This window comes from Blastococcus sp. HT6-30 (genome assembly GCF_039729015.1).
Taxonomy (GTDB): Bacteria; Actinomycetota; Actinomycetes; order Mycobacteriales; family Geodermatophilaceae; genus Blastococcus.
The window spans coordinates 2,174,151-2,188,848 of sequence record NZ_CP155792.1 but is presented as its reverse complement, the minus strand read 5'-3'; the positions used below and the strand labels follow the sequence as shown (position 1 = coordinate 2,188,848).

General features: G+C 73.2%; 15 protein-coding genes. 12 read left to right on the top strand and 3 right to left on the bottom strand.

Features of this window, described 5'->3' with window-relative positions; all coding sequences use genetic code 11:
- Positions 1-19 precede the first annotated feature (19 nt).
- Positions 20-460: a hypothetical protein gene (locus ABC795_RS10595; protein ID WP_347057146.1), complete on the bottom strand. Its 441-nt coding sequence runs from the start codon at positions 458-460 to the stop codon at positions 20-22.
- Between the two features lie 187 nt (positions 461-647).
- Between ABC795_RS10595 and ABC795_RS10590 the strand changes: the two genes are divergently transcribed.
- The 9 genes from ABC795_RS10590 to ABC795_RS10550 all read left to right on the top strand — a co-directional run bounded on the left by ABC795_RS10590 (position 648) and on the right by ABC795_RS10550 (position 10,540).
- The gene (locus tag ABC795_RS10590) at positions 648-1,235 is read left to right on the top strand and encodes a DUF1360 domain-containing protein (RefSeq protein WP_347057145.1); all 588 of its coding nucleotides are present in this window, start codon (positions 648-650) and stop codon (positions 1,233-1,235) included.
- 138 nt (positions 1,236-1,373) lie between these two features.
- Positions 1,374-2,423 (top strand): Ku protein, encoded by a 1,050-nt coding sequence (locus ABC795_RS10585; RefSeq protein WP_347057144.1) that lies wholly within the window; start codon positions 1,374-1,376, stop codon positions 2,421-2,423.
- 1 nt (position 2,424) lies between these two features.
- Positions 2,425-3,924: a non-homologous end-joining DNA ligase gene (gene ligD / locus ABC795_RS10580; protein WP_347057143.1), complete on the top strand. Its 1,500-nt coding sequence runs from the start codon at positions 2,425-2,427 to the stop codon at positions 3,922-3,924.
- On the top strand, positions 3,921-4,853 hold the full coding sequence (gene ligD / locus ABC795_RS10575; protein WP_347057142.1) for a non-homologous end-joining DNA ligase: 933 nt from the start codon (positions 3,921-3,923) through the stop codon (positions 4,851-4,853). Before ligD (ABC795_RS10580) ends, ligD (ABC795_RS10575) begins: the two co-directional genes overlap by 4 nt.
- Positions 4,854-5,261: 408 nt before the next feature.
- Positions 5,262-5,831: a DUF222 domain-containing protein gene (locus ABC795_RS10570; protein ID WP_347057141.1), complete on the top strand. Its 570-nt coding sequence runs from the start codon at positions 5,262-5,264 to the stop codon at positions 5,829-5,831.
- Positions 5,832-5,881: 50 nt separating this feature from the next.
- Complete coding sequence (gene purU, locus ABC795_RS10565; protein ID WP_347057140.1) at positions 5,882-6,763, top strand: formyltetrahydrofolate deformylase; 882 nt, start codon at positions 5,882-5,884, stop codon at positions 6,761-6,763.
- Positions 6,764-6,960: 197 nt separating this feature from the next.
- Positions 6,961-7,452, top strand: a complete 492-nt coding sequence (locus ABC795_RS10560) for a Fur family transcriptional regulator (protein ID WP_347057139.1) — start codon at positions 6,961-6,963, stop codon at positions 7,450-7,452.
- On the top strand, positions 7,449-9,107 hold the full coding sequence (locus ABC795_RS10555; protein WP_347057138.1) for a catalase: 1,659 nt from the start codon (positions 7,449-7,451) through the stop codon (positions 9,105-9,107). The genes ABC795_RS10560 and ABC795_RS10555 overlap by 4 nt, the downstream gene beginning before the upstream one ends.
- 137 nt (positions 9,108-9,244) lie before the next feature.
- The gene (locus tag ABC795_RS10550; protein ID WP_347057136.1) at positions 9,245-10,540 is read left to right on the top strand and encodes an aromatic acid/H+ symport family MFS transporter; all 1,296 of its coding nucleotides are present in this window, start codon (positions 9,245-9,247) and stop codon (positions 10,538-10,540) included.
- A gap of 30 nt (positions 10,541-10,570) precedes the next feature.
- Here the strand turns inward: ABC795_RS10550 and ABC795_RS10545 are convergent, their stop codons facing one another.
- Positions 10,571-11,524 carry a PAC2 family protein gene (locus ABC795_RS10545; protein ID WP_347057135.1) on the bottom strand — a complete coding sequence of 318 codons (954 nt, stop codon included), beginning with the start codon at positions 11,522-11,524 and terminating at the stop codon, positions 10,571-10,573.
- Positions 11,525-11,664: 140 nt separating this feature from the next.
- Positions 11,665-12,951 (bottom strand): AI-2E family transporter, encoded by a 1,287-nt coding sequence (locus ABC795_RS10540; protein ID WP_347057134.1) that lies wholly within the window; start codon positions 12,949-12,951, stop codon positions 11,665-11,667.
- Positions 12,952-13,040: 89 nt separating this feature from the next.
- Between ABC795_RS10540 and ABC795_RS10535 the strand changes: the two genes are divergently transcribed.
- Genes ABC795_RS10535 through ABC795_RS10525 form a run of 3 tightly spaced genes read left to right on the top strand, consistent with a single transcriptional unit; the run spans position 13,041 to position 14,652 of the window.
- Positions 13,041-13,508, top strand: a complete 468-nt coding sequence (locus tag ABC795_RS10535; protein WP_347057133.1) for a PPOX class F420-dependent oxidoreductase — start codon at positions 13,041-13,043, stop codon at positions 13,506-13,508.
- A gap of 38 nt (positions 13,509-13,546) precedes the next feature.
- On the top strand, positions 13,547-14,134 hold the full coding sequence (locus ABC795_RS10530; protein WP_347057132.1) for a hypothetical protein: 588 nt from the start codon (positions 13,547-13,549) through the stop codon (positions 14,132-14,134).
- Complete coding sequence (locus tag ABC795_RS10525) at positions 14,131-14,652, top strand: hypothetical protein (RefSeq protein ID WP_347057131.1); 522 nt, start codon at positions 14,131-14,133, stop codon at positions 14,650-14,652. Before ABC795_RS10530 ends, ABC795_RS10525 begins: the two co-directional genes overlap by 4 nt.
- Positions 14,653-14,698: the final 46 nt, after the last annotated feature.

Below are 14,698 nucleotides of genomic sequence, written 5' to 3'. Positions count from 1 at the left end.
GCGCCGAAGCGGGCGGCGCTCAGCCGTCGATGACGTGGACCGCGCTCTCCTCGGGACCCTCGCCACCGATCGGCACGTCGGCGGTGGCCTCGACGTCGTCGGCCGTGCGGTTGGTGCCGGAGTCGCTGTCGGGCGTGGTGGACGTGTCCTGCTCGAGCTGGGCGTCGGCCCGCTGCGGGTCCTCGGCCGGTCGCACGTCCGGGACGTCGTCGGGGATCTCCCGCTCGAGCCGGCCGGTGAGCGACTCGCCCTCGGACTGCTCGAAGGCGGTCGTCCCGAAGTCGACCGTCGCCGTCGCGCTCTCGTTCGGCATCGGCTCGAACTGGGGGTCCTCCGCGCGCGCCTGGGTGGGGTTGTCGTCCTGTGCCACCTCGGGAATGCCGTCGTCCGCGGGGAAGATGTCCCGGGCGGTCTGCCCCTCGGTCTGGGTCGTGCCGTCGTAGGTGCCGGGGTCGGTCATCGGGGCCTCCGTTCGTCGGCGGGCGTGCCCGCGCTCGTCGCCCTCAGGGGGCCGTGAGCCGGTCGGGGGGGACCGGCGTCGGACCATCGCCCTACCCGGCGCGTCCGCGGGCATGCGCCGGTGTGCGTCGGCGCACTCCCGCGCCGCCGTCGGCATGGCCGCCGCCCGGCGGGGGTAGCCAGGGGCCATGGCGATCGCAGACGAGGTGCAGCGGGCCGGCGCACCGATCTTCCGGTGGGCGCGGACCCAGAAGCGCGAGTACACGAACGGGGAGGCCCGGCCGCTGGGCAGCGACCTGGGCGCCATGGGGGTGTACGGCAGCCTCGTGGCCGCGGGTGTGGTGGCGGTGCGTGCCTCCGGGCGGGAGCTGCCGGAGCGGATTCCGTTCGGCGACGCCGCCCTGCTCACCATCGCGACGTTCCGGCTCGCCCGTCGGCTGGCCAAGGACCCGGTGACCGCGCCGATCCGCGCGCCCTTCACTTCGTTCCAGGGCTCCTCGGGCCACGCGGAGGTCGCGGAGGAGGTGCGGGAGCACGGCGGGGTGAAGCACGCCGTCGGCGAGCTGCTCACCTGCCCCTTCTGCCTCGCGCAGTGGGTGGGGACGGCGTTCGTCTTCGGCTACGTCGCCGCGCCCCGCGCGACCCGGCTGGCGGCGCTCACCATGGCCACCGTCGCCGGCTCGGACGTCCTGCAGTTCGTGTACGACGCCATCCAGAACGGCGCGCTGGCTCCGGCCGGGAACGAGGACGAGGGCGAGGAGCAGGCGCCGTCCTGACCGGACGCCGTCCTCCGTGAGGGGGAGGAGGCGCGTCGTTCGCGCTGCCGCGGGTGCGACTCCGCGCCTATCGTGTGATCTTGACCCGGCTCCGGGTCCGGGACCGCCCGGGGAACCGGGTGCGAGGGAGGGGCCGGCATGCGATCGATCTGGCGGGGCGCCGTGTCGTTCGGCCTGGTCAGCATCGGCGTGAAGCTGTACTCCGCCACGGAGGACAAGGACATCCGCTTCCACCAGGTGCACGCCGTCGACGGCGGCCGGGTGAAGTACAAGCGGGTCTGCTCCATCGACGGCGAAGAGGTCGAGTACCGCGACATCGCCAAGGGCTACGAGCTGCCCAGCGGCGAGGTCGTGATCCTCACCGACGAGGACTTCGAGGAGCTCCCGCTCTCCACCCGACGCGAGATCGAGGTCCTCGAGTTCGTCGCGCAGGACGAGATCGACCCGATCATGTTCGAGAAGACCTACTACCTGGAGCCCGACGGCCCGGCCGCGCGCCCCTACGTCCTCCTGCGCGACGCGCTCGAGAACGCCGGGCAGGTGGCGATCACCAAGATCGCGATCCGCCAGCGCGAGTCGCTGGCCGCGCTCCGGGTCCGGAACGGCGTCCTGGTGCTGCACACGATGCGCTGGCCCGACGAGATCCGCCGCCCGGACTTCGCCTTCCTCGACGAGGACATCTCCGTCCGGCCGCAGGAGCTGAAGATGGCCGAGGCGCTCATCGGCTCCATGACCGCGGAGTTCGACGCCACCGAGTTCACCGACGACTACCGCGAGGCCATGACCGCCCTGCTCGAGGCCAAGCAGAGCGGTGGCGAGGTCGCCGCGCCGGTGGAGACCCCCGACGACGGCGCCGCGGTCGTCGACCTGATGAGCGCGCTGCGGCGCAGCGTCGAACGGGCCCGCGGCGGAGCCGCTGCCGACGACTCCGCTGCCGACGACACCGCCGCCGGCGGGGGCGCCGCGGAGGACGACGCGACCCCCGCGACGACGAAGGCGCCCGCCAAGCGGGCGCCGGCGAAGAAGGCCGCGGCCGCGAAGGCTCCGGCGAAGAAGGCCGCCGCGGCGAAGAGCACGCCGGCGAGAAGCACGGCGGGGAAGAAGACCACGGCGAAGAAGACGACGGCGGCGAAGAAGACCACGGGCGCCGACAAGCCGCCGGCCAAGCGCGCCCGCCGCAGCGCCTGACGTGCTCGCCCGCTCCGGCGGCCGGCGCGACGACCCGCTGGCCGAGTACCGCGCCGAGCGGGACCCGGCCCGCACCGCCGAGCCGGTCCCGCCCGCCGGGCAGCCGCTGCCCGCGGGCAGGGACGACACCTTCGTCGTCCACGAGCACCACACCGCCCGTGGCCGGGCCGGGGAGCGGGTGCACTGGGACCTGCGGCTGGAGCGGGGCGGCGTCCTGAAGAGCTGGGCGGTGCCCGAGGGTCCGCCGCTGGAACCGGGCGCGAACCGGCTGGCCGTCCCGACCGAGGACCACCCGCTGGAGTACGCCTCCTGCGCCGGCACCATCGCCGCCGGCGAGTACGGCGGCGGGGAGGTGGCCATCTGGGACCTCGGCCGCTACGCCACCGAGAAGTGGGACGAGCGGCACGTCATCGTGACGTTCGACGGCCGCCGGCTCACCGGCCGCTACGTGCTCTTCCCGGTGGACGACGGCGCCTGGAACCTGCGGAAGCTGGACGACGCACCTCCGGTGGGGAACCGGACGCCCGCGGCGGGATCCATGCCGCCGCCGGCGCCGCTGCCGATGCTGGCCACCGCCGGTCAGCTCCCCGCGGTCGCGGAGGACGGCGCCTGGGGCTACGAGTTCAAGTGGGACGGCGTACGGGCGGTCGCGACCGTGCGGGCCGGCGTGCCGACGCTGTCCTCGCGCAAGGGCACCGACATCACCGTCCGGTACCCGGAGGTCACGAGGCTGCCCGGCGCGCTGGCCGGTCGTGACGTGGTCGTCGACGGCGAGGTCGTGATGATGGACGCCGCGGGGCGCCCGGACTTCGGGGCCCTGCAGAACCGGATGCACCGAACCGGGCCCGAGGTCCCGCGGCTGGCCGCGGCCGCGCCGGTCACGTACCTGGTCTTCGACCTGCTCGAGCTCGACGGGGAGGACCTGCGGCCCCGGCCCTACGCCGAGCGCCGGGACCTGCTCGACGAGCTCGCGCCGGCCGGGCACCGGTGGGTGCTGACGCCGTGGTTCCGCGGTGGTGGCGCCGACGTGCAGGCGGCCAGCGAGGAGAACGGCCTGGAGGGTGTCGTCGCGAAGCGGCTGGACTCGCCCTACCGCGAGGGCGTCCGCAGCCCCGACTGGCGGAAGGTCAAGAACTTCTACACGCAGGCGGTCGTCGTCGGCGGCTGGCGACCCGGCCAGGGCCGCCGCGCGGGGTCCATCGGCTCGCTGCTGGTCGGGGTGCCCGACGACGAGGGCCGACTGGTCTACGTCGGGCACGTCGGCACCGGGTTCAGCGACCAGGACCTGCGCCACCTGCAGCGCACCCTCACCTCACGCAGCGCGCCGCCGTTCGACGGCGCCCTGCCGCGCGAGGTGACCCGGGACGCGCACTGGGTCGAGCCGGACCTCGTGGGTGAGGTCGCCTACGCGGTGTGGACGGCGGACGGGCGGCTGCGGCACCCGTCGTGGCGCGGCGTGCGGGACGACCTGGAGCCCGACGACGTGGTGCGGGAACCGTGAGCCCGGCCAAGCAGCGGGTGGAGATCGCCGGGCGGCAGCTGGCGGTGAGCAACCTGGAGAAGGTGCTGTTCCCCGAGGTGGGGTTCACCAAGGCGCAGGTCATCGACTACTACGTCCGCATCGCGCCGGTGCTGCTGCCGCACCTGGCCGGCCGGCCGGTGACCTTCACCCGGTGGCCCGATGGCGTGGAGGGGCAGGCGTTCTTCGAGAAGAACAGCGCCCGGCACGCGCCCGAGTGGGTGCGCCGGGTGACGCTGCCGAGCCCCGGCAGCTCGACGGGCCGGGAGACGCTCGACATGGTCGTCCTGGAGCACGTCCCCGACCTGGCCTGGGCGGCGAACCTCGCGGCGCTGGAGCTGCACGTGCCCCAGTGGCAGGTGGACGACGACGGCGCGGCCCGGCTGCCCGACCTGCTGGTGCTCGACCTCGACCCCGGCCCGGACACCGGCATCGCCGAGTGCTGCCAGGTCGCCGAGCGGCTCGGGCAGCGGCTGGAGGCCGACGGCCTGGACCCGGTCGTCAAGACGTCGGGCTCCAAGGGGATGCAGGTGTACGCGCCGATCCAGCCGCCGACCGACCGCGAGCACCCCAGCCGCTACGCCAAGAAGCTGGCGCAGGAGCTCTCCACCGAGACGCCCGACGACGTCGTCTGGCGCATGGAGAAGGCGTTGCGCCCGGGCAAGGTGCTCATCGACTGGAGCCAGAACAACCCGGCCAAGACAACGGTCGCGCCGTACTCGCTGCGGGCGCGGGCCGGGGCCACGGTGTCCACCCCGATCGGCTGGGACGAGGTCGACGCCGTGCGCGAGGGCTCCCTCGACCCGGCGGGGCTGCGGTTCACCACCGATGACGTCCTGGCGCGGGTCGAGGAGTACGGCGACCTGTTCGACGTGGCCGGCGCCATCCGTGCTCCGCTGCCCGAGGTCTGAGGTTCCCCCTGGGCGCCCCGCACGCTCCCGCACACCGCCCGCCGCCTGGTGAGGCGCCGGAACTGTCGCACCTCGAAAATACGTTCGGGTCATGCCGGTGGCCGATCTGGAGCGCTCCCCCGTGGAGGGCGTGCTGGTGGGCTGGGTGCTGGAGCGGTCGCCGTCGGTGGATCGTCTACCGGTGGGTGTGCTGACCGCCGCCGAGGTCGCGGCGGAGCTGGAGCGGGTGCAGGCGCGCAAGGCGATGGATGCCGCTTATGAAGCGGAGCTGGTCGTGGCGCTGGCGGGGCACCGGCCTGACGTCGCCGATCCGCCGCCGGGGCATCCCGGGGCGCGCCGGCGGGGGAGCGGGTCGCCGGTGCCCGGGACATCGGAGTTCCTGCCCGACGAGCTGGCGGCGGCGCTGAAGTGCTCCCGGTCCTTCGCCGGCGGGGTGCTGCCGACGCCCACCAGCTGGTGGACCGGATGCCGGCGGTGTGGCGGGCGTGCGGTGCCGGGGAGCTGGACTGGTTCCGGGCGCGGGTGTTCGCCGACGTGCTGGGTGCGGCCTCTGACGAGGTGGTGGCTGTGGTGGTGCCGGCGCTGCTGCCGGTGGCGGCGGGGCTGCCCTCGGGGCGGCTGCGCAAGCGGCTCGTGGCAGCGGCGATCGGTACGGACGAGTCCTTCGCCGAACAGCGCCGCCGGCAGGCGGAGCGGCGGGCCGGGGTCCGTACCTATGCCACCTCCGACGGGATGTCGGTGTTCGCGAGCGAGCTGCCGTCGTCGGTGGCCGCAGCGATGTGGTCGGTGATCGACCGGGCCGCGCAGCTGGCCCACACCACCGGGGACGACCGGCCGATCGGGCTGCTGCGCGCCGAGGCGCACGCCGCGCTGGTGCTCGACCCGGGCGGCACCGGCGGTCCGGCGTTCACCGGGCACGTCACCGGACGACACGCCACCACCGTTCTGAGGACGTCGGCGTGGTGGCCTCAGGGCTAGCCTCGAGCGGCGGCGATGATCATGGCCGGCCGGAATGAGACCATTCGCCCATGTCAGTCGCAGGTCCGCAGGATCCCCGCACCACCGACGTCGGGCGGCTGGTCGTCCGCTGCCCCGACCGGCCGGGGATCGTCGCAGTGCTCAGCGGGCTGATGGCCGACGTCGGCGCCAACATCACCGAGTCGCAGCAGCACTCCTCCGACCCCAGCGGCGGCACGTTCACCCTCCGGCTCGAGTTCGTGCTGGCCGGCCTGGCCACGCGCCGTCCCGAGCTCGAGCAGCGGCTGGCCGCGCTGGCGGAGGAGTGGCAGCTGACCTGGAGGCTGGTCGAGGCGGCCCACCGGCCCACCGTGGCGGTCTTCGTGAGCCGGACCGATCACGTGCTGCAGGAGCTGATCTACCGGGTGCGCGCCGGCGACCTGCGCGCCGAGATCGTCGCGGTGATCTCCAACCATCCGGACCTCGAGCCGGTCGCCGCCGCCGCGGGCATCCCGTTCCACCACGTGCCGGTCACCCCGGGCACCAAGGCCGCGGCCGAGGGGCGGGCGCTGGAGCTCGCGGGCGACGTCGACCTGCTGGTGCTGGCCCGATACATGCAGATCGTCTCGCCGGAGTTCTGCGCGCGGTTCCCCGAGCGGCTGATCAACATCCACCACAGCTTCCTGCCGGCGTTCGTGGGCGCCAACCCCTACCAGGCGGCGCACGACCGGGGCGTGAAGCTGATCGGGGCGACCGCGCACTACGTCACCGCCGAGCTGGACGCCGGGCCGATCATCGAGCAGGAGGTCGCCCGGGTCGACCACAGGGCGACGGTCGAGGACATGCGCCGGGTGGGCCGGTACGTCGAGCGGCAGGTGCTGGCCCAGGCGGTGACCTGGCACGTGGAGGACCGCGTCATCGTCGAGGGCGACCGCACGATCGTCTTCGCCTGACCCACCCCGGCGTCGTGCGCGCAGGCCGCCGGAGACGTCGTCGCCGCACAGTTCATGCGCAGGACGCCGGGGTTCCGGTGGTTCGTGATCGGCCGCCCGGGGAACCGGGTGACGGAGGGTTCGCGGACGGGTGGTTCGACTCACCCCGCGTGCCGTTGTCTTGACTCAATCAAGGAAAGCGCGTTGGATGGCTAGCGATGGAGACGACCTGGGCGCACCAGCTGCGGGAGGTCGGCCTGCGCGTGACGCGGCCCCGCCTGTCCGTGCTGAGCGTGCTGGCCGACCATCCCCATGCCGACGCCGAGACGATCGTGACCGGCGCGCGGCAGCTGCACCCCTCGCTGTCTCCCCAGGCCGTCTACGGCGTGCTCAAGGCCTTCGTCTCCGCCGGGATCGCCCGCCGGATCGAGCCCGCCGGGGCCCCCGCGCTGTTCGAGCTCCGGGTGGGCGACAACCACCACCACCTGGTCTGCCGCTCGTGCGGCGCGGTCGCCGACGTCGACTGCGTCGTGGGTGCAGCCCCTTGTCTGAGCCCGTCGGACACCGCCGGCTTCGTCGTGGACGAGGCCGAGGTCGTGCTCTGGGGGCTCTGCGCCACCTGTCGGAGCCGTGACCGGGAGGTCGCGGCAGGCACCGACGCCATGCAGGTCGAACCGCAGCACCACATCCGAGGAGGAGTAGGAGCATGACCGACGTCGCATCGCAGGGCACGGCGCCCAGCCAGGCCGGCAAGCCGGTCCTGACCAACCGTCAGGGCCACCCGGTCTACGACAACCAGAACCAGCGGACGGTGGGGGCCCGCGGCCCCGCCACCCTGGAGAACTACCAGTTCCTCGAGAAGATCAGCCACTTCGACCGGGAGCGCATCCCGGAGCGCGTGGTGCACGCCCGCGGCGTGACCGCCTACGGCTACTTCGAGGCCGACGGCACCGTCGGCGACGAGCCGGTCTCGAAGTACACCCGCGCCGCGCTGTTCCAGGAGAAGGGCAAGCGCACCGATGTCGCGCTGCGGTTCTCCACCGTGGCCGGTGGCCGCGACTCCTCGGAGATGGCGCGCGACCCGCGCGGCTTCGCGGTGAAGTTCTACACCGAGGAGGGCAACTGGGACCTCGTCGGCAACAACCTGGGCGTCTTCTTCATCCGGGACGCCATCAAGTTCCCCGACTTCATCCACTCGCAGAAGCCGGACCCGGTCACCTTCGAGGCCAACGTCGCCGAGCGCGCGTTCGACTTCTTCAGCCAGACCCCCGAGGCCTTGCACATGGTCTCGCTGGTCTTCAGCCCCCGCGGCCTGCCGGCGAGCTACCGGCACATGCAGGGCTTCGGCGTGAACACCTACAAGTGGGTCAACGCCCAGGGCGAGACCGTCCTGGTCAAGTACCACTGGCTGCCCAAGCAGGGCGTGAAGTCCTACACGGCCGCCGACGGTGCCGCGGTGCAGGCGCAGACGCTCGGTGCCCACACCAAGGACCTGTACGACTCGATCGCCAACGGCGACTTCCCGTCGTGGGAGCTGCACGTGCAGCTCATGAGCGACGACGAGCACCCCGAGCTCGACTTCGACCCGCTCGACGACACCAAGGTGTGGCCGGAGGAGGTCTTCCCGCTCCGCAAGGTCGGGACGATGACCCTGAACCGGATGCCCGAGGACTTCTTCGCCGAGAACGAGCAGATCTCCTTCGGCACCGGCGTCCTGGTCGACGGACTGGACTTCTCCGACGACAAGATGCTGGTCGGCCGGACGTTCTCCTACTCGGACACCCAGCGCTACCGGGTGGGCCCGAACTACCTGCAGCTGCCGGTGAACCGCCCCAGGGTGCAGGTGAACACCAACCAGCAGGGTGGCCCGATGTCCTACGGCCGCGACAACGTGGGCGACAACCCGCACGTCAACTACGAGCCGTCGATCACCGGTGGTCTGCGTGAGGCCACCTACCCCACGCACGACGAGCAGGGCCCGGTCATCAACGGCCGGCTCACCCGCAAGCGGATCCCGCGGACCAACGACTACAAGCAGGCCGGCGAGCGCTACCTGCTGAGCGAGCAGTGGGAGAAGGACGACCTGGTGACCAACCTGGTCGGTGCCCTCCAGCAGTGCCGCCGCGAGATCCAGGAGCGGATGGTCTGGCACTTCTTCATGTGCGAGGACGAGTGGGGTCAGCGCGTCGGTGACGCGCTCGGCATCACCGCGGACGACGTCCGTGGCCTGCCGCCGCTGCAGACGCAGACCCTCTCCGCGGAGGAGCAGCAGCGCGCCGCCAACCTCGGCAAGAACGGTCCGCGCGACGTGACCGGCCTCGTCATGACGCACTGCGTGCCGAACGAGCACGTCGTCGTCGCCTGACAGCCGGCGGCGGGCCGCGACCGGGATTCCCGGTCGCGGCCCGCTGTCGTTCCACCCAGCGGAAGGCCGGTGGGGGAGCAGGGAACCGGACGACCTACGGTTCTCGGGCACCTGATCGCAGACCCCGAGGGGACGACGTGAGCTCCGCCTCCACCGCCGCCGGCACCACCCCCCGCGCTGCAGCGGGCTGGGTGGCCCCGCTGTGCTGGATCGCCGTCCTGCTCGACGGCTTCGACCTGGTCGTCGTGCCCACCACGCTGAGCGGTATCTCGGCGGAGTGGGGGCTGAGTGCCGCCGGCGCCAGCACCCTCATCACCGTCGGCCTGGTCGGCATGATGGTCGGCGCGCTGACCATCGGCACGCTGACCGACCTCGTCGGTCGTCGGAAGGCGCTGATCGGGGCGGTCGCCGCCTTCTCCGTGCTCACCCTGCTGTGCGCCTTCGCGCCCAACCCGTTCGTCTTCGGAGTGCTGCGCTTCCTGGCCGGCCTGGGGCTGGGCGGCTGCCTCCCGACGGCGATCGCGATGGTCAACGAGTTCAGCCGGAGAACCCGCGGCGGCCGGGCGACGACGAGGATGATGACCGGCTACCACGTCGGTGCCGTCGCCACCTCGGCTCTGGGCATCCTGGTGGTCGAGCCGATGGGCTGGCGCTGGATGTACGTCATCGGCGCGCTGCCGGCCCTGGTGCTCGTGCCGCTCATGCTCCGGCACCTGCCCGAGTCCGCCGCCTACCTCGCCTCGCACGGCCGTCGGGCCGAGGCGGAGGACGTGGCCCGTCGCTACGGGCTGGAGCTGCCGACCCTGGACGCTCCGGTCGACCCGCGCGCAGGACAGGCCGGCGCCGGGGGCGCCGCCGCGAACCTGCGGACCCTCTTCAGCAACGTCTACCTGCGCAACACGATGGCCCTCGGGGTCACGTCGTTCATGGGCCTGCTGCTGGTCTACGGCCTGAACAACTGGCTGCCGGGCATCATGCGCGAGGCCGGCTACGAGCTGGGCGCGCAGCTCGCCTTCCTGACCGTGCTGAACCTCGGGGCGGTCGCCGGCCTCCTGGTCGCCGGTCGGGTGGCCGACCGGGTGGGTGCCCGGAAGGCCGGCATCGCCTGGTTCGCCGCCGCGGCGCTGCTCCTCGCGCTGCTGTCGATCAGGCTGCCGACCCTCGGGATCTACCCGATGGTCTTCCTGACCGGCTGCTTCGTCTTCAGCGCCCAGGTGCTGGTGTACGCGCTGGTCAGCGCCGACCACCCACCGCACGTGCGGGCCACCGCCCTCGGCTGGTCGGCCGGCGCCGGTCGCATTGGCGCGATCGTCGGCCCGATCCTGGCCGGCCTCCTCGTCGGCGCCGGGATCGCCTTCCCGTGGGGCTTCTACATGTTCGCCGTGGTCGGTGCGCTGGGCGCGCTGGCACTCAGCATCACCCGCCGCGCGTAGCGGGTCGAGGGCGTACTGACCCCGACGGGCTCAGTCGCGGGGGCGGTTGCGGTCCTGGTCGGCCAGGAAGCGCTCGAACTCCGCACCGATCTCCTCGGCGCTGGGCACCTCGCCGGCGCTGCCGAGGAGGTCGCTGCCCTCGCGGGCGGCCGTGAACGAGTCGTACTGCTGCTCCAGAGCGGCGACGACCGCGGTGTTGTCGGTCGACCGGGCGATCTGCTCGTCGATCTCGGCCCGGTTGGCATCGGCGGCCTCCTGCAGCGACTCGGTCGGCAGGCGGAGCCCGGTCAACCGCTCCAGATGCTCGATCAGCGTGACCGACGCCGCCGGGTACGTCGCCTGGGCGAGGTAGTGGGGGACGTGGGCCGCGACTCCGAGGGCGTCCACCCCGGCCTCGCCCATGCGCAGCTCGAGCAGGGCCGAGACGCTGCCGGGGATGCGCATCTCGCCCCAGTACACGGGATAGGGCTCGATGAGCTGCCGTCGTGTCGCGTGCGCGGTGACGGTGACCGGCCGGGTGTGGGGCACCGGCATCGGGATGGCCTGCAGCGCGACGACGGAGGTGACCCCGAGCCGCTCGACCAGTTGGCCGACGGCGGCGACGAACCGCTCCCAGGCGTAGTCCGGCTCGGCCCCGTGCAGCAGCAGGAACGTCTCGCCGGCATCGTCCTCGACCGCGTACACCTGGATCTCCGGAGCCGTGAAGCCCTCGTAGCGGTCGGCGTTGAAGGTCATGCGAGGCCGGCGGGCGCGGTAGTCGACCAGGCTGTCGGCGTCGAAGCGGGCGACGACCTCGTGCGGCAGGGCGGCCAGCAGGTGCGCGCCGGCCAGCGTGCCGGCGGACGCGGCATCGAAGTCGCCAGCCAGGTCGTGCACGAGCACGAGGCCGCGGCGCTGCGACGGGTCACCGACGGCGGACTCACGGGTGAGGAAGCGCTCGGCCGCCGGGAGCAGCTCGACGAGGTCCTCCGGTCGCTGGGGCACGGTCGTCCTCCTGAGGGTTCGTCCGGCGCGACGCACGATCGCGCCTGCCGGTACAGCCCCGGCGGGAGGCGCCGCATTCCCGCCGGGACCTCGGCGTCCCCGGACGCCGGCGGGGTCAGCGCGCCGCCACGTCCTCCCCGTCATCCTCGGGCGTCGCTCACCGGCTGCCCCGCGCCCTCCGGCGCCACCGGCTCCCGCACCAGGTGGGCGCCGGTCTCGTCGGCCGTGATCTGCGCGCGCGTGCCGTCGGGGAGGATCTCCGGCGACTTCCCGTCCAGCTGGTCGCGGGCGTAGCGGTAGGAGACGGCGATCAGCGCGGTCACCGGGACGGCGAGGAAGGCACCGATGATGCCCGCCAGGCTGCTGCCGGCGGTGACGGCCAGGATGACCACGGCGGCGTGCAGGTTCAGCCCCCGGCCCTGCAGGATCGGCTGCAGGACGTTCCCCTCGATCTGCTGCACGACGAGAACGATGCCCAGCACGATCAGCGCTGTGGTGAAGCCGCTGTCGACCAGTGCGATCAGCACCGCGAAACCGCCGGCGACGAAGGCACCGATGATCGGGATGAACGCGCCGAAGAAGGTGAGCACCGCCAGCGGGAGCACCAGCGGGACCCCGAGGATCCACAGGCCGAGGCCGATGAAGAACGCGTCGACGAACCCGACGATGGCCTGCTGGCGGATGAACTCCGAGAGCGTCGACCACGTCTTGTAGGACAGCGCGGCCACGTGCGGCGCGGCCGGCGGGCCGGTCTGGGCGGCCAGCCACGGCACCCAGCCGGGACCGTCCTTGAGGAAGAAGAAGGTCAGCACGAGGGCGAGCACCAGGTTGATCAGCAGGCCGCCGATCGCCGTGGCGCCCGTGACGGCGTACTGCGCGATGTTCTGCGCGTTGCCCTGGATCGAGTCGATGGCCTGGTCGACGGCGCCGCCGATCTGCTCCTGACCGAGGTTGAACGGCGGGCCGGTCAGCCACTCCTGCAGCTGCTGGAGGCCGACGCTGACGCCGTCGGCGAGCTCCTCGACCTGCCGGACCACCGGGGGTGCGATCAGCGCGATGATGCCGCCGAACGCGGCGAGGAACGTGATGAGGACGGTGAGCGCGGCCAGGGCCGAGGGCCAGCCGTGCTCGCGGAGGAAGCGCGTGGGGGGCCACAGGACGGTGGTGAAGAGCAGCCCCAGGACGACCGGGAGCAGGATGACCCACAGCTTGCCCACGACGTAGCCGAGGACGATCAGCCCGCCCACGATCAGCAGCAGCTCGGCCGAGGCGATGGCGAGCGACCGGCTCGCCCGGTGGAGGCGCTGCCCCCGCAGGTTGGTCGGAGCGGGGGCGTGCGTGGCTGACCGGACCCCGGCGTCCGGGCGGGGCTGGTCGGGCTCGACGTCCCCGGTCTCGTCCGGTGGCGGGTCGGTGCGACCGGGCAAGCGGATCCTCATGCTGCGATCTCAGCACAGATGCCGGGTCGGGACCGGGCGGGAAACGATCAACTCACCCGCGTCGTAGCGTTCGATCCATGCTGAAGATCGCGACCGCCGACCGGGTCGACCGCAGCGCCCTCCTGGACTTCCTCCGCCCACGGCACCGCGCGGTGCTGGTGACCCGGCGGCGCGGTGGCGCCGTGCAGCTGTCACCGGTGACCTGCGGGGTCGACGCCGAGGGGCGCGTCGTCGTCTCCACCTATCCACAGCGGGCGAAGGTCGCCAACGCCCGCCGCGATGCCGCGGTGTCGCTGTGCGTGCTCTCCGACGAGTGGGACGGGCCGTGGGTGCAGCTCGACGGCGAGGCCGAGGTGCTCGACCTGCCCGACGCCCTCGAGCCTCTGGTCGACTACTACCGCGCGATCGGCGGGGAGCACCCCGACTGGGACGACTATCGCGCGGCCATGGTGCGGCAGGGGAAGGCGCTACTGCGCATCACCGTGACCGGATGGGGGCCCATCGCCACCGGGGGCTTCCCGGCGGACGTGGCCGACAAGCTCTGAGCCTTGCCCTTGTCCTGGAAAGCTGGCAGGCTTGCCCCGTGCCCTTCGTGCTGACGGTCGACCAGCGCGCCAGCCGGCGCGGCCCCGACCGGGTCGCCGACGTCCTGGCCCGGTTGAACGCCGACGTCTGCGCCGTGCTGTCGTTCGAGCGGACCGCCGGTGACGAGTTCCAGGGCGTCCTGGCCACGCCGGAGGCCGCCGTCGACGTCGCGATGCGCCTGGTGCGCCTCGGTGGCTGGAGCATCGGCATCGGCGCCGGCCCCGTCCAGGCCCCGCTGCCGTCGAGCACGCGGGCCGCGACGGGGCCGGCCTTCCTGTGTGCCCGGCGCGCCGTCGACGCGGCGAAGCAGCGGCCGGTGAGGCTGGCCGTGCGCGGCGCGGTGCCACCCGACGCGGCCGACGCGCAGGCCGTCCTGGGCGCCCTCGCCGTGCTGGTGGGCAGGCGCAGCGAGCAGGCGTGGGAGGCGATCGAGCTGGTCGAGGGCGGACGGACCCAGGCCGAGGCGGCCACGACCCTCGGCATCTCCCGGCAGGCGGTGGGCCAGCGGCTGGCAGCGGCCTCGTGGGAGCTGGAACGCGAGCTGCGGCCGACGGCGGCCCGGCTCCTGGGGAGGGCCGCCGGATGACCACCGGGGTGATCCTCCTGCTCGGGCTGGTCGCCGTCGCCGGCTTCGCGCTCGCCCTTCGCGGCGAGCGGCCGGGAGCCGCGTTCGGCGCCGCGGCCCTGGTCGCCGCGCTGGCCGTCGCGGGGATCTTCGCCTGGACGACGGAGGAGGGCGGCGCCGGCCTCGTGCAGGCGGGCGCCCTCCTCGCGGTCCTGGCGGCCGTCACCGGCGGCGGCCCGGTGGCGACGGCGGTGCTGCGCGCCGCGGACCCGGCCGCTGTCGGGGTGTCCGGCGGCCCCCAGGACCCCGACATCCTCCGCGGGGGTGCCTGGATCGGCGTGCTCGAACGCGGCGCGATCGCCGGCACGCTGCTGGCCGGCTGGCCCGAGGGGCTCGCCGTCGTGCTGGCGGTCAAGGGGCTGGGCCGGTTCTCCGAGCTACGCGCCCCTGCCGCCGCCGAGCGGTTCATCGTGGGCACGCTGGCCAGCGCACTGTGGGCTGCGGCGTGCGTGGGGGTCGCGGTCCTGCTCCGCGGGTGACCGCACGCCGAGCGGGGTGATCACGGGGCAACCACAATGACGGGCG